Source organism: Azospirillum lipoferum, from assembly GCF_024170005.1.
Classification (GTDB): domain Bacteria; phylum Pseudomonadota; class Alphaproteobacteria; order Azospirillales; family Azospirillaceae; genus Azospirillum; species Azospirillum lipoferum.
Genome location: NZ_JALJXJ010000004.1, coordinates 18,381 through 33,035, shown reverse-complemented (window position 1 = coordinate 33,035; position 14,655 = coordinate 18,381). Strand labels below are relative to the sequence as shown.

Sequence of the window (14,655 nt, the reverse complement as noted above, 5' to 3'; positions counted from 1 at the left end):
CGGTGAGGGGCTAACTTACTCTCAGCCCCTTATCCTCACCCGCGGGCGCGTTCGATCTCCACGCCGACACTGGCAGCGTCGGGGAACACGTCCAGCTTTTCCACCCGGACCTTGGCCATCGTCACCCGCGCGTCGGCAAGGCAGCGCTCGGCGATGCGTTCGGCCAGCGTTTCCACCAGCGTGACATGGCCCTGGGTGACGACGCCCTTGACGATGGTCGCCATGTCCTCGCCGGTGACGCCGGGGGCGATCACCTCAAGGTCCAGGTTCAGGCGGATGCGCTGGGACTTTAGCCGTTCATGGGCATAGACGCCGATCAGCGCGTCCATCACCAGATCACGGACGAAACAACGGGTGGACAGCACCGCCGGGGCCGAGCGCGGCACCGGGGCGGTAACGGTGGCGAAGAGCTTGTTCATGGGCGACAGCCCTAACACGGCAACGCCACCGCTGCCAAGCAACCGTCCCCGGTGGCGCCTATGTCAGACGGACAGGTCTGGGACGGACTCAGTGCATTTCCGAACGGATGCGCTCGCGCAGCACGTCGATCGGGCGCAGATCCTCGCCCTCCTCGTAATGCCAGAAGGTCCAGCCGTTGCAGGCCGGCAGCCCGGCCATCGCCGCACCCACCTGATGGATCGAGCCGCGATGGTCGCCGCGCGGGCCGGAACCGATCAGCGTGCCGTCGGCGCGCACGCGGGCGGCGACGCGGCGGCGCTGGTCGAACAGGGTCGAGCCGGGGCGCAGCAGCCCGCGCTCCACCACCCAGCCGAAGGGGATGCGCGGTGCGGCGCGCTTCGGCGGGGTGTCGAGGATCGCCGCCTCCGGCGCTTCCTCCACCGCGTCGATGCGGGCCTGGGCGGCCTTGACGTAGGTGTCGTCGCGCTCCAGCCCGATCCATTTGCGGCCCAGCCGCTTGGCGACCGCACCGGTGGTGCCGGTGCCGAAGAAGGGATCCAGCACGACGTCGCCGGGGCGGGACGAGGACAGGATCACCCGGTACAGCAGCGATTCCGGCTTCTGCGTCGGGTGGGTCTTCTTGCCCTCCTCGTCGCGCAGGCGCTCGCCGCCGCTGCAGATCGGCAGCAGCCAGTCGCTGCGCATCTGAAGATCCTCGTTGAGGCTCTTCATCGCGTCGTAATTGAAGCGATAGCGCGCATCCTTGTCGCGGGCCGCCCAGATCATCGTCTCGTGGGCATTGGCGAAGCGGGTGCCGCGGAAGTTCGGCATCGGATTGGTCTTGCGCCAGACGATGTCGTTCAGAATCCAGAAGCCCAGATTCTGCAAGGTGGCGCCGACGCGGAAGATGTTGTGGTAGCTGCCGATCACCCACAGCGAGCCTTCCGGCTTCAGGATGCGGCGGGCCGCCGCCATCCAGTCCTGGGTGAAGCGGTCATAGGCTTCGAAATCGTCGAACTTGTCCCACTCGTCATCCACCCCGGCGACGCGGGTGTGGTTCGGCCGCAGCAGCTCACCCCCCAACTGCAAGTTGTAGGGCGGATCGGCGAAGACGAGATCGACCGACGCGGGCGGCAGATCGTTCATGAGAGCGATGCAATCGCCGACCAGGATACGGTTTTCAGGGAGCATGATGCGACCGGCAAAGAACTGAGACTCGGCCGGACAATGAGTCGCGGCCGAGTCGCCGTCAACAGCTTTCTTTGCCAAGTGACGACGGCTCAGCCGCTTAGCGCCTTTTGGCGTTTCACTGGTGCAAAACTGACTCGGTGATGCGGCGTGACACCATGGCGGGTCAATGCTTCCAGATGCTCGGGTGTCGGATAGCCGGCGTTTCGGTCCCATCCATAGTGTGGATACTGGACCGACAACCGCAACATCTCGCTGTCGCGCGCCACTTTAGCGAGAATAGAGGCGGCGGCGATGGACTGGCTGCGGCTGTCGCCCTTGACGACCGCCACCCGCTCGCACGCGATGTCCGGGGTGAATTTGCCGTCGATCAGCGCCGCGTCGGGAGCCGGGCCGGGCAGCGCCTGATAGGCCCGCTTCATCGCCAGCAGCGTCGCCTTGTGGATGTTCAGCTCGTCGATCTCCGCGGCCGACGCCTCGGCGATGGCGAAGGCCAACGCATGAGTCCGGATCGCCGGCTCGATCTCCTCGCGCAGGCGGCGGGTGACGGCCTTGCTGTCGTCGATTTGCGCGGCGATCTCCGGCGGCAGCCCTTCGGGCGGCAGGACCACTGCGGCGGCAACCACCGGGCCGCAGAGCGGGCCGCGCCCCACTTCGTCGATGCCACAGACGCGGCGGCCGGGGCCGAAGCCGGCCTCCAGCGACAGGTCGGGGCGCTGCCGGGGGACGGCGGCTTTGCGGGGCGCTTTGGCAGGCATGGGCGGGCAGCCTTCCGGGCAGCAGGGGAATACGGATCGGGATGGGGCCGCTTGATAACCGGGCGGGAGTCCCGGCGCAAGACCGGGCCGGTTGGCAGCCATTCGCGTCAACCAGCCTCTTGAGAAGCGGCGCATGGCTGCGCTATGGATGCGCCCCGCAAAGCCGGACCACGCCATCACCTGAAGAGCAGGCCATGACCGACACCATCCAGACCGCCGCCGACTGCCCCTGCCGTTCCGGCAAGCCGCTGGACGCCTGCTGCGGACCCTATCTGGCCGGCATGCCCGCCCCGACGGCGGAGGCGCTGATGCGCTCGCGCTATTCCGCCTTCGCCACCGGCAACATCGATTACCTGCACGACACGCTGCTGCCCAGCACCCGCGACGACTTCAACCGCGAAGAGATCGAGACCTGGGCGAAGAACAGCGTGTGGACCGGCGTGGAGATCCGCTCGACCGAGGCCGGCCAGCCCGGCGACAGCGAGGGGATCGTGGAGTTCGTCGCCCGTTTCAGCATGAACGGCAAGCCGATGACCCACCACGAGACCAGCCGCTTCACCCACCAGGACGGCCGCTGGTACTATGTGGACGGCCAGCTGGGCGCCCGCCCGCGCAGCGGCCCCAAGGTCGGCCGCAACGACCCCTGCCCCTGCGGCAGCGGCAAGAAGTACAAGAAGTGCCACGGCGCCTGACCGGCTCCCACATTGAGTCGCGGCTGAGTCGTCACGCTGCACCTGCACAAAATACGGCCAAATTGCTCCGCTCCGCCTGCCCCACAGGCGGCGGCGGTGCTTTTGTTGTGCGCGTATGGGGAAAATTCGCAATCCTGATTGAATTATGGGTCGGAACCGATCATCCTTCGCTCGCCCTGTTCCGGGTCTCCCTCTTTGGTTCTTGCCGGGGCGGGGTTTAACACGACAGATGAGACGATACTGATGTTCGACCGTCCGCAGCGCTCTTCCTTCCGCGCTCCTGAAATCACCCAGCGCGACATCCGCGCCACCGTCAAGTGGTTCAACGCCACCAAGGGCTTCGGCTTCGTCACCCCTGACGATGGCTCGCCCGACGCTTTCCTGCACTCCACGGTTCTGCAGTTCTGCGGACACGACAGCCTGCCCGAAGGCGCCACCATCACCTGCGACCTGTCGCGCGGCCCGAAGGGCCCGCAGGTCGCCACCATCCACGCGGTCGACACCTCGACCGCCGCTCCGAGCCGTCCGTCGCGCGCCCCGCGCGAGCGTGACAGCTGGGGCAACGACGGCGGCTACGGCGGCGGCAACAGCTACGGCGGCAGCCGCGGCGGCTACGGCGCCGACAGCTATGGCGATTCGGACAGCGGCGAAGTCGTCGACGGCACGGTGAAGTGGTTCAACGTGTCGAAGGGCTTCGGCTTCATCGCCCCGTCCACCGGCGGCAAGGACATCTTCGTGCACATCCGTGCGCTGGAGCGGTCGGGCATCAACGGCCTGGACGACGGTGCGCAGGTTCGCGTCACCATCCGCCAGGGCGCCAAGGGCCCCGAGGCTCAGCGCATCGAGATGGCCTGATCTCTCATCGGTCGTTGTGATGTGAAAAAGCCCCCGCTCCACCGGAGCGGGGGCTTTTTCATTGCCGATTTCCACTCACTCCAGATGGTCCAGCGGCAGGCGGGTCTCGAACTTCACCTCCTTCAGGGTGACGCTCGATTTGACGTGCGACACCGCGGGGATGGAGAAGATGCGCTCGCTGAGGAAGCGGCCGTAATCCTCGGTGGTCGGCACGACGATACGCAGCAGATAGTCGGCGTCGCCGGTGACGGCGAAGCATTCCAGCACCTCCGGCATGCCGGCGATGGCGGTTTCGAACTGTTCGACCGCATTCTCCTTGTGGCGTTCCAGGGTGACATGGGCGAAGACGCATTCGCCCAGCCCCAGCTTGCGCGGGTCGAGTTGCACCGTGTAGCGGCGGATGACGCCGATGTCCTCCATCGACCGCACCCGGCGCCAGCAGGGGGAGGCTGACAGGCCGACGGTGTCGCCCAGCTCCTGCATGGTCAGGCGGGCGTTCTCCTGCAGGGCCGCCAGGATACCCTTCTCATGCCGGTCGAGCTTGATCGCCGCCATTGGCGCCTTCTCCGTCCATCCAATCGTTGCATCTGCAAACATAAGCAGAGCCACCGGCCGGTGCGAGCCCTTCCGTGCAACCAATCCCCCCTTCCGGGTGTTGGCCCGGTGGTGGGTGCGGATCGGCAGGCACGAGGAGGACAAGCGTGTTCGATTGGATCGTCGGTATGGTGGAGCAGACGGGCTATCTCGGCGTCGCTCTGCTGATGTTCGCGGAGAATCTGTTTCCCCCCATCCCGTCGGAGCTGATCCTGCCGCTGGCCGGCTTCACCGCCGCGCGCGGCGACCTCGGCCTGCCGATGATCATCGTCTCGGGCACGGCGGGCGCCGTGCTGGGGGCGCTGTTCTGGTACGGGATCGGCCGCTGGGTCGGCAGCAGCCGGCTGAAGCAGTGGGCCGCCCGCCATGGCCGCTGGCTGACCATCGCGCCGGAGGAGGTGGACGAGGCCGCCGCCCATTTCCGCGAGCATGGCGGCCGGGCGGTGCTGATCGGCCGGATGATCCCGGCGGTGCGCACGCTGATCTCGATCCCCGCCGGGGTGTCGAACATGGCGCTGACGCCCTTCCTGCTCTACACCACCATCGGCACCGTGATCTGGACGAGCTTCCTCGCCACCGCCGGCTATCTGCTGGAGGACCGCTATCAGCAGGTCGCCGGCTGGCTGAACCCGGTCTCCAACATCGTCGCCGCCGTGGTCGCCCTCTGGTACGTCTACCGCGTCGCCACCTTCGGCCGGCGGACGAGCCAGCAGCCCGCGGAATAAAGCCCAAGCCCTTTTCCACCCAGAGGAAAAGCTCCCCGTCCCGGCTGGACGGTCCGGCTCTCCCCATGCTCTGACTGGCTTGTCCGACCGCCAGCGGGAGCCGATTCCATGAGCCAAACCCCGACCATCATCCTCGTCCATGGCGCCTTCGCCGACGGCTCCTCCTGGGGCCGGGTGATCCCCCGCTTGCAGGCGGAAGGCTTCGCGGCGGTCGCGGTGCAGAACCCGCTGGTCTCGCTGGAGGACGATGTCGCCCATGTCCAGCGCGCCATCGACCGGAGCAAGGGGCCGGTGGTGCTGGTCGGCCATTCCTGGGGCGGTGCCGTCGTCACCCAGATCGGTGAGCAGGAGCGGGTGAAGTCCCTGGTCTACATCGCCGCCTTCGCCCCCGATGCCGGGCAGTCACCGAACGACACGCTGAAGCCCTTCCCGCCGTCGGCCGGGCTGACAGGAGTGTCGGTGGACAAGGGCCGCTTCCTGACCCTGACGCTGGAGGGTATGGCCCGCAACTTCGCCCAGGATCTGCCGGCGGAGGACGCTGCCCTGCTGGCCGCCACCCAGGGGCCGGTAGCGGCGGCCTGCTTCGCCACCAAGGTCAGCGCCGCCGCCTGGAAGACCAAGCCCTCCTGGTATGTCGTCGCCAGCCAGGACCGCATGCTGCCGCCGGACTTCCTGCGCGCCACCGCGTCGCGCATCGGTGCCCGGACGGTGGAGGTCGACAGCGGTCATGCTCCCCACCTGTCGCGCCCGGATGCAGTGGCGGCGGTGATCGTCGAGGCGGCCCGCACTGCCTAGATCGGATCGCGTAAAATCGGAATCGATTTGAAGCGTGAATCCGATCGTCAAACAGAAAGCTATAGCGCCGTGCGTTTAATATGAAACGCACGGCGCTATAGCTATGGGCTACTGTCGCCCGGCGGAACCAGCCGGAACGCCAATCCGTCGCAAACCAGTTCAGTAGGTGAAGATCGCCGCCAGTTCGAAGACAGTGCTGTCCTTGTTGCCCCGCAGAAGCTGCTTGCCGCCGTCCCCGGCGAAGAACTGGCCGACCGCCGCCGAGACCAGCAGGTTGGGCGTCGCCGCCCAGTCGGCCGCGAGGTTGATCTCGTTGCCGACATGGCCGCTGGTGATGCCGGCCGGCTTGCGGTCGAAGCGGAAGTCGTACAGCAGGGCGGTCAGCGTCAGCGTCTCGGTCGGTTGGACGGCGAACTGGACATTGTGGACCTTCACGTTGCTGTTGGAGGTTGGGAAATACTGGCCGTTGATCTCGCCCTGAAGCCAGCTGCCCCAGCGCGGCGCGCCCAGATGGAGCGGGTCGAACCCTTCGCTCTTGGCCGTTCCCGGATTGTCGCCGCTGAACTGGCTGTAGCGATAGCTGGCGCGCGGCGTCCAGGTCACATCAGTGAAGGTATACGCGGCCTCGCCATACCAGGCGGAGGCATCCAGCTGGACACCGGCGCGGCTGTTGTGCTCCTTCACATATTCCGACGACAGGGTCAGGCCGGGAACCGACGGAATGGTGAGCCCGAGGGCACGCAGGTTGTAGATGTCCATGCCCTTGCGGGTCGGCAGGTTCGACTGGTCGATGCGCATATAGGAAGCGCCGAGCGAGCTTTTGCCTTCCGCCCCGCCCTCCGCTCCGAAGCGCCATTCCAGATTGCCGCCATAGATGATGTCGGTGTTGCTGTTCCTGTCGCTCTTCAGACGGAACAGGTCGGCATGGACCGGTGCGATGTCGAACTTGGCGACGGCGGTGCCGGTGTTCCAGCCACGGCGCGGCCCCAGCCAGTAGGTGCCCTGCCGCTGCGAATCCAGCGTGCCGTCGCCGATGATGAAGCTGTCGCCGATCACGAAGTTCTGCCGGCCATAGGCGAGATCGACGGCGTCCTTGCCCAGGCTGGACAGCAGATCGCCGCTCTTCCAGCCGACATAGAGGTTGTCGAGGTCGGTGCGGCCCTGGCGGCCCTGGGTGAAGCCGCCGGCATCGCCGTCGCCGCCCGTCCCGCTCGACACCGCACGCACGCCGCTGTAGAGGGTTCCGGCGCCTTCGGTCACATAGGTCAGCTTCAGGCTGGGGGCGATGTAGCCTTCGGCCCAGTTGCGATCCTTCTGCACCTTGCCGTCCGGTGTGACCACGCCGGCGCCGAGATTGGCGTTCCTGACGCTGATGGCGCCGAGGCCGGCGGTCAGGCCGCCTTCCAGCGTGACTCCGTTCTGCTCATGGAGCGTCACGTCGGCATGTGCGGCGGCGGTCAGCGCCAGCAAAACGGTGCCGGCAAGGCAGACCGACGTGAAAGGGCGCGCACCGGTCCGTGGCGCGACGCGCAGGGCGTTGCACATGAAGCACTCTCCGTTCGTGATGTCTTGATTTTTTGCGCCGGTTCGGGCGGAACGGCTTGCTCCGCCCCCGGACTTGGGTGTGGACGGTTCAAGCACCTGCGCCTGAACCGTCACTCACACGTAGAAACTAGGCTTTTGATTCTCCGTGTGATTCACGCTTCAAGCGATTCCGCTTGAACCGATCACACTTTAGGGTCAGGGCAAAACTCAGCCCCCGACCACGCCCTTGATCTCGACGAATTCGGCCAGACCGAACTCGGCATATTCGCGCCCGTTGCCCGACTGGCCGTAACCGCCGAAGGGCACGGCCGCCGACCAGGGCGGATCGTTGACATAGATGGTGCCGGCGCGCAGCCGCCGGGCCACCGCCGCGCCATGGGCCGGGTCGCCGGACTGCACATAGCCGGCCAGCCCATAGACGGTGTCGTTGGCGATGCGGATCGCCTCTTCCTCGTCCTTGTAGGTGATGATCGACAGCACCGGGCCGAAGATCTCCTCGCGCGCGATGGTCATCTCGGGCGTGACGCGGCCGAAGACGGTCGGACGGACGAAATAGCCGCGCTCCAGCCCCTCCGGCCGGCCGGGGCCGCCGGCCAGCAGTTCCGCACCTTCGGCGATGCCGGTTCCGATCAGGCTCTGGATCTTGCGGAACTGGTTGCCGTTCGACACCGGGCCATGGGTGGTCGCCGGGTCGAGCGGGTCGCCGACCACCGCCTTCGCCGCCGCCTGTTTCGCCAGTTCGGCCACCTGCTCATAAAGCGCTTCCGGCACCAGCATGCGGGTCGGCGCGTTGCAGGACTGGCCGCTGTTGCCGAAGCAGCGCTCGACACCGCGGGTCACCGCCCTGGCAAGGTCGGCGTCGGCCAGGATGATGTTGGGCGACTTGCCGCCCAGCTCCTGGGTAACGCGCTTGACGGTGTCGGCCGCCATCTTCGCCACCGCGATTCCGGCCCGGGTCGAGCCGGTAAAGGATACCATGTCGATGTCCGGATGGGCGGAGATCGCCTGCCCGACCTCCGGCCCGTCGCCATGGACCAGATTGAACACGCCGGCCGGCACGCCGGCCTCGTGGATCACCTCGGCGAACAGGGCGGCGCTCAGGGAAGCCAGCTCGCTGGGCTTCAGCACCATGGTGCAGCCGGCGGCGATCGCCGGCCCCACCTTGCAGGTGATCTGGTTGATCGGCCAGTTCCACGGAGTGATCAGACCGACGACGCCGACCGGCTCGCGCAGGATGCGCTGGAAACCGCGATCCTCCTCGAAGGGGAAGCTGCGGGCGGTCTCGATGGCCTGGGCCAGATGGGCGACGCCGATGCCGGCCTGAACCTGGCAGGCGAAGCCCTGGGGTGCCCCCATCTCCTGCCGGATCGCGTCGCCGAACTCCTCGATGCGGCGCTTGTAGACAGCGAGGATGGCGGACAGCAAGTCGATGCGCTCGGCCGGCGTGGTCCGGGAGAAGCTGTCGAAGGCCGTCCGGGCCGCCGCCACCGCGCGGTCGACATCGGCCGAGGTGCCGAGCGCCACCTGGGCGACCGCCGTTTCCGTCGCCGGATTGATCACATCGATCAGACGGGAGCCTTGCGGCTGCACCCACTGTCCGCCGATGTAGAACCGGGTGGTATCAACCATGATCGTCATCCATGAGAAAGGGAACTTGAGGGGGTCTGGATCGTCCCCGCTTTCGCCAGGGCCCGGGAGCGGGCCCGGGCGAAGGCGGCGGCGGACAGCAGCAGGATGATGCCGCCCTCGGTGGCGACGGCCCCATAGCCGCCGAGGAAGTCGATGGTGTAGCCGGCCAGCATGGGACCCAGCGCCGCACCGCCGCCGATGATCATATTCGACAGGATCACCATGTTGCCATCATCGTCGCTGTCGGCCAGCGAGGCCAGCAGGAGCGGCAGCAGGAACGACCACAGCACCTGGAGGAGGACGATCACGCCGGCGAAGACCAGATGGTCGGCGACCAGTTCGATCACCCCCAGGCAGAGCACCAGCAGCAGGTAGCTGGCGAGGACGAAGCGGTTGTGATGGGCCTTGCCGCCGACATGGGAGGCGAGAATGGAGCCCAGGATGCCGGCCGTCATCGCCAGCGACGACAGCATGCCGATCCCGGCATCGGTGAAGCCCAGTTCGGCCCCCGGAATGCCGACGAAGGCCCAGGCGCCGCCGACCGCGACGTAGAAGCCGAAGATCGCCACCAGCGTCCAGCGCGCCGCCTTCAGATTGTGCCGCTCGCCGCCGCCGTTCAGGGACGGCAGCAGACCGCGGCCAAAACCGCCGATGACCGCCAGCGACAGCAGCGCCGCCGCCGCGAGGCAGCCATAGACGCCGCCGATGCCGGTGCGGACGAACAGGTCGGGCAGATAGAGCAGTCCGACCGCCGCCGCCACCGTCTGGCCGCCGCTCCAGTAGGCGAAGGCTTTCGGCGGGTTGGCCGAACGGGCGGCCGACACCAGCGCCACCACCGACAGGACGCCGCCGGCCGCACCGGCGACGATGCGCGCCGGCAGGAACAGATCCACCGAGGTGAACAGCGCCGAGGCGACGTTGGCGAGGATGAAGAGGATGGTCGCCAGCAGGGCGACGATGCGCGGCGACAGGATGCGCAGCAGCCTCATGGCAGGGAAGGAGACCAGCGAGGCGCCGGCCAGTTCGCATCCCATGATCAGGCCGATGGTCCCGGCCGACCAGTCGAGCTGGCCGGCCATCTGGCCGGTGACCACCGGCGAGACGAGGAAGCTGTAGGGGCCGACGATGCCGAACAACGTGATGGCGGCGGTCGACAGCGCGCTGTCGGCGGGTTGGGCGCCGTCCTGCGGCGCTCCGGAATCGATGGACATGAGGCGGCACTCTCTCGATGGGGGAGTCGGTGCACCGGGGCTCCGGCCGCAGCCGGAGAACCCGGATGCTGCGAGGCGGCATGATCAGAGGCCGATGGCGGTCCGGCGGCCAGGAAGCCGCGATGGATCGCGCCGTCAGCGGATCGCCGAACGCAGTCCGGGAAGGCTGCATGCCGGTCCGGCCCGAAGGTTCCGCGCAATCGGGAGAGGAGTGATGGCCGCGAAAGACCGAAGGGTCGAAGACCTCATGATGTGTCTCCCAAAAACTGTCTGCTCAGCTGCCTGTTCAGTGGCATTCGCTGCCGCCCGGACGCTCATGATCGCGGCCGGGCCGGAATGACCTTTGCTGTCGTTTCGTCCGCCGGATCGTTGTCCGGGAACGGGGACTCCCCACCCCGAAGGACAGGATAGGCCCGGATGCGAAGCGGCGCGACCGCCCCGTCATTTCAGTCGAAAAAGAGTCCGGAGGCCCGTCGAACCGGGGGCTCCGTAAAAATCTGGTCGTTTGACCAAATCGTTTGACCAACATGCAGATGGGGTGCTATCGGTGTCAAGCGAAACATGAACAAAAAATGGCGCCGCCCGGTGTTCGGGCAGGACGCGCATCCCCCAGCAGATTTGGGGAGCTGACAGGCAGGCGGCCCGGAGACGGGCGGATCGACAAGGGATTCACGATCATGACTGACGAGAGGACTGGAACGCCGGCTCCCTGGCAGATGGACGCCACGGATCTCGCCGCCCGGATCGCCCGGCGGGAGCTGTCCGCACTCGACGCGGCGCGGAGTTGTCTGGAGCGGCTGGACGCCGTCAACCCGGCGATCAACGCCATGGTGGGCGACCTCGGCGCCGGCGCGCTGGAGGAGGCCGGGCGGGCGGACCGGCGGGCCGAGGCTGGCGAACCGCTTGCTCCGCTGCACGGGGTGCCGGTCACCACCAAGATCAACGTCGATCAGGCCGGCGTCGCCACCACCAACGGCGTTGCCGCCTTCACCGGCCTGATCGCCGAGGCCGACAGCCCGCCGGTCGCCAACTGGCGCAAGGCCGGCGCCGTCTTCATCGGCCGGACCAATGCGCCGCCCTTCTCCGTGCGCTGGTTCACCGACAACGAGCCGCATGGCCTGACCCTCAACCCCTGGGATCCCGCCCGCAATGTCGGCGGGTCCAGCGGCGGAGCCGCCGCCGCGGTCGCCACCGGCATCGGCCCTCTGGCCCATGGCAACGATCTGGCCGGCTCCGCCCGGCTGCCTGCCAGCGCCTGCGGCATCTACGGCATGCGCCCGACCACCGGCCGGGTCCCTGCCTTCAATCCGACCGGCAAGGGCGAACGCTCCCTCTGTCTGCAGATCGGCTCGTCCCAGGGCGTCCTGGCACGCTCGGTACGCGACATCCGCCTGGGGCTGGAGACGATGGCGGTGCGCGATCCGCGGGATCCGCTGTGGGTGCCGGCGCCGCTGGCGATGGAGGGCGACGACGCCAGGGTCCGCGTCGCCCTGTTCACCGGGGCGCCGGACTATGCCATCGACCCGACCGTTCGCGACGTGCTGCGGCTGGCCGGCGACTGGCTGAGCAACGCCGGATACACGGTGGAGGAAGCCGCACCGCCCAGCTTCGCCGAGATCGCCCGGCTATGGATGGCGATGCTGGGCACCGAGATGCAGGGCCCGGCGATGCAGCAGGCGATGGCGCTCGCCGACGAGCCGCTACGCCGGTCGCAGGCGCTGACCGCCGGCCTGTCGCCCCGCCTGTCGGCCGAGGAGATGCTGGCCGCCTTCACCGCCCGCGCCACCTATCAGCGCGCGTGGCAGCTGTTCTTCGAGCAGTATCCGCTGCTGCTGATGCCGACGGCCTGGGCCCTGCCCTTCCCCGTCGGCTACGACACCGTCGGCGAAAGCGAGGCGCTGGAGGTCCTGCGGGCGCACAGCCCCTGTTGCGTCACGGCCTTCCTCGGCGTTCCGGCGATCTCCGTCCCGGTGGTGCGCGCGCCACTGCCGGTCGGTATCCAGCTGGTGGGCGCCCGGTTCCGCGACGGCCTGTGCCTGACCGCCGCCGAGGCGCTTGGGCAACGCATTGGTCCGATCCTGCCGATCGACCCGAAGGGATGAAGCGCATCCCGATAAATCCTGGCACGAACTAGTCATTTGACCTAGTTTCGGTTCCCTGCCGGCCGACCGCGCCGGAATGTCCGGTCCTGCGCGCGTTTCCCGTGTGCGGCCCGCGTCGACCCAAGGAGGAAACCGAAGGTGTTACGGAGAGCGAAGAGTGAGGCCAAGCGCGAAACCATCCTGCAGGCGGCGATCGCCGTCATCGCCAAGGAGGGCGTGCATGGCGCCACCACGCGCAAGATCGCGGCGGAAGCGGGAATCAATCTCGCGACCCTGCATTACCAGTTCGAAAGCAAGGAAACGATCCTGCTCAGCGTGCTCGGTCATCTGACCGCGCGCTATCGGCAGGAACTGGACATGACCTTTTCCAGGCCGGAGCCCTTGCGGGACCGGATCGACCATCTGCTGACCTTCATCTGGGGCGAGGTTCAGCGCGCACCGGAAGAACAGCTGACGCTCTACGACCTCACGCTCTACGCCCTGACGACCGCCGGGTCGGAATGGATGGGGAAGAAGAAGTACGAGGAGCTTCTGCTGCTGTACCGGGATGCGCTCGCCTCTTCCACCGAGATCACGACCGGCTCACTGGACATCGACCTCGACGCCCTGGCGAATTTCATCTTCACCGGTTTCGTCGGCACCGTCCTCCAGTGGCTCGCCACCGCCAACACGCCGCGGGCCCGCCAGCAAATCCAGAATCTGATCGTCGCGGCCCAACGCATGCATCTCTGACAACCCGCGAACCCTTCGGAGACACCATGGGCAACACCCCGATCCACACCGCTTCCCGCCAAACATCCCCTGGTCACGTCGCCGTCATCGGCGCGGGCTTCGCCGGACTGACCGCCGCCCGCGCCCTGAAGGCCGCCGGGCACCGCGTCACCGTCCTGGAAGCCCGCGACCGGGTCGGCGGACGCATCAACACCAAGGTGGCGCAGGACGGCACGCCGGTGGATGTCGGCGGCCAGTGGATCGGTCCGGGCCAGAATCGCGTGATCGCGCTGGCCGAGGAGCTGGGGGTCGAGACCTTCCCCTCCTACGAGGCGGGGGAGAATCTCTGCCTTTACGGGGGCAAGCTGATGCGCTTCGCCGGGCTGCTGCCGCCGCACGAGCCGGCCGGCCTCGCCGATGCCGAGGCGATCTTCGGCGCCCTCGACACGCTGGCGGCGACCGCCGACACCGAGCGCCCATGGGAGACACCCAATGCCAACGAGCTGGACGGCATCACCTTCGAACAGTGGATCGTCCGCACCGCCAACACGCCGGAGGCCGCCTTCTGGATGCGCTTCCTGGCCAATTCGGTGCTGGCGGCCGATGCCCGCGAACTGTCGATGCTGCATGTGATGGTCTACATCAAGGCCGGCGGCGGGCTGGCCAGCCTGATCAGCATGTCCGGCGGCGCGCAGGAGCGGCGCTTCACCCATGGCGCCCAGCATCTGGCCGAGCGGCTGGCCGACAGCCTGCGCGACGACATCCGCTTCAACTGTCCGGTCACCGCCATCATCCAGGACGGGAGCGGCGTCACCATGGAGCATGCCGGCGGCACTCTGCGGGCAGACCGCGTCATTGTCACCCTGCCCCCGGCGCTCGCCGGCCGCCTGCGCTACAGCCCTGCCCTGCCCGGCCAGCGCGACCACCTGACCCAGCGCATGCCGATGGGGGCCTGCATCAAGATCCAGTGCTTTTACGACACGCCCTTCTGGCGCGAGGACGGGCTGTCGGGCATGGCGGTCAACCAGGACGGCCCGATCAGCCTGACCTACGACAACTCGCCGGCGTCCGGCCTGCCCGGCGTCCTGGTCTGCTTCATCGAGGGCGACGACGCCAAGGACTGGACCGGCCGCAACGCCGGGGAGCGGCGGGCCGCCGTGCTCGACGCCCTGGCGCGGCTGTTCGGCCCGCGTGCGCTGGAGGTGCGGGAGTTCATCGAGCAGTCCTGGCTGGAGGAGGAATATTCGCGTGGTGGCTATGCCGGCTTCATGATCCCCGGCGTCTGGACCCGGCTAGGCCCGGCGCTGACCGCCCCCTGCGGCCGCATCCACTGGGCCGGCACGGAGACCGCCAGCCGCTGGGCCGGCTACATGGACGGCGCCATCCGGTCCGGCGAGCGCGTCGCCGCCGAGATCCAGACCGCCCTGGCGACGGCCTGACGGCAGGAATGG

The 14,655-nt window shown here is 67.8% G+C and carries 14 protein-coding genes; 7 read left to right on the top strand and 7 right to left on the bottom strand.

Annotated elements, in window-relative coordinates:
- Positions 1-35: 35 nt before the first annotated feature.
- The 3 genes from J2848_RS10245 to rnhB form a co-directional block, all read right to left on the bottom strand.
- A complete protein-coding gene (locus tag J2848_RS10245) occupies positions 36-419 on the bottom strand; it encodes a dihydroneopterin aldolase (RefSeq protein WP_149230923.1) in 384 nt (127 codons plus the stop codon).
- An 88-nt stretch (positions 420-507) separates the two neighbouring features.
- Entirely contained in the window at positions 508-1,590 is a 1,083-nt protein-coding gene (locus tag J2848_RS10240; protein ID WP_149230922.1) for a site-specific DNA-methyltransferase, read from the bottom strand.
- A gap of 89 nt (positions 1,591-1,679) precedes the next feature.
- Positions 1,680-2,345 (bottom strand): ribonuclease HII, encoded by a 666-nt coding sequence (gene rnhB, locus J2848_RS10235; RefSeq protein ID WP_149230921.1) that lies wholly within the window; start codon positions 2,343-2,345, stop codon positions 1,680-1,682.
- Positions 2,346-2,539: 194 nt separating this feature from the next.
- On the opposite strand from rnhB, the gene J2848_RS10230 reads away from it, so the two are divergent.
- Entirely contained in the window at positions 2,540-3,037 is a 498-nt protein-coding gene (locus tag J2848_RS10230; RefSeq protein WP_149230920.1) for a YchJ family protein, read from the top strand.
- Positions 3,038-3,280: 243 nt separating this feature from the next.
- Complete coding sequence (locus J2848_RS10225) at positions 3,281-3,892, top strand: cold-shock protein (RefSeq protein ID WP_149230919.1); 612 nt, start codon at positions 3,281-3,283, stop codon at positions 3,890-3,892.
- A 75-nt stretch (positions 3,893-3,967) separates the two neighbouring features.
- Here J2848_RS10225 and J2848_RS10220 read toward each other — a convergent pair whose 3' ends face one another.
- The gene (locus J2848_RS10220) at positions 3,968-4,447 is read right to left on the bottom strand and encodes an Lrp/AsnC family transcriptional regulator (RefSeq protein WP_109110365.1); all 480 of its coding nucleotides are present in this window, start codon (positions 4,445-4,447) and stop codon (positions 3,968-3,970) included.
- A gap of 146 nt (positions 4,448-4,593) precedes the next feature.
- Between J2848_RS10220 and J2848_RS10215 the strand changes: the two genes are divergently transcribed.
- Both J2848_RS10215 and J2848_RS10210 read left to right on the top strand, forming a co-directional pair.
- Positions 4,594-5,211, top strand: coding sequence for a DedA family protein (locus J2848_RS10215; RefSeq protein ID WP_170307016.1), 618 nt, complete (start codon positions 4,594-4,596; stop codon positions 5,209-5,211).
- A gap of 108 nt (positions 5,212-5,319) precedes the next feature.
- Positions 5,320-6,006, top strand: coding sequence for an alpha/beta fold hydrolase (locus J2848_RS10210; RefSeq protein ID WP_149230918.1), 687 nt, complete (start codon positions 5,320-5,322; stop codon positions 6,004-6,006).
- A gap of 159 nt (positions 6,007-6,165) precedes the next feature.
- On the opposite strand, the gene J2848_RS10205 is transcribed toward J2848_RS10210, so the two are convergent.
- The 3 genes from J2848_RS10205 to J2848_RS10195 all read right to left on the bottom strand — a co-directional run bounded on the left by J2848_RS10205 (position 6,166) and on the right by J2848_RS10195 (position 10,391).
- A complete protein-coding gene (locus J2848_RS10205) occupies positions 6,166-7,551 on the bottom strand; it encodes an alginate export family protein (RefSeq protein WP_149230917.1) in 1,386 nt (461 codons plus the stop codon).
- Between the two features lie 207 nt (positions 7,552-7,758).
- Positions 7,759-9,180, bottom strand: coding sequence for an aldehyde dehydrogenase family protein (locus J2848_RS10200; RefSeq protein ID WP_170307015.1), 1,422 nt, complete (start codon positions 9,178-9,180; stop codon positions 7,759-7,761).
- 5 nt (positions 9,181-9,185) lie between these two features.
- On the bottom strand, positions 9,186-10,391 hold the full coding sequence (locus tag J2848_RS10195; protein ID WP_246193787.1) for an MFS transporter: 1,206 nt from the start codon (positions 10,389-10,391) through the stop codon (positions 9,186-9,188).
- A gap of 677 nt (positions 10,392-11,068) precedes the next feature.
- On the opposite strand from J2848_RS10195, the gene J2848_RS10190 reads away from it, so the two are divergent.
- From J2848_RS10190 to J2848_RS10180, 3 genes are all read left to right on the top strand, one after another.
- On the top strand, positions 11,069-12,493 hold the full coding sequence (locus J2848_RS10190) for an amidase (protein WP_149230915.1): 1,425 nt from the start codon (positions 11,069-11,071) through the stop codon (positions 12,491-12,493).
- A gap of 138 nt (positions 12,494-12,631) precedes the next feature.
- Positions 12,632-13,225 carry a TetR/AcrR family transcriptional regulator gene (locus J2848_RS10185; RefSeq protein ID WP_149230914.1) on the top strand — a complete coding sequence of 198 codons (594 nt, stop codon included), beginning with the start codon at positions 12,632-12,634 and terminating at the stop codon, positions 13,223-13,225.
- Between the two features lie 26 nt (positions 13,226-13,251).
- Complete coding sequence (locus J2848_RS10180) at positions 13,252-14,643, top strand: flavin monoamine oxidase family protein (RefSeq protein WP_149230913.1); 1,392 nt, start codon at positions 13,252-13,254, stop codon at positions 14,641-14,643.
- The last annotated feature ends 12 nt before the right edge of the window (positions 14,644-14,655 follow it).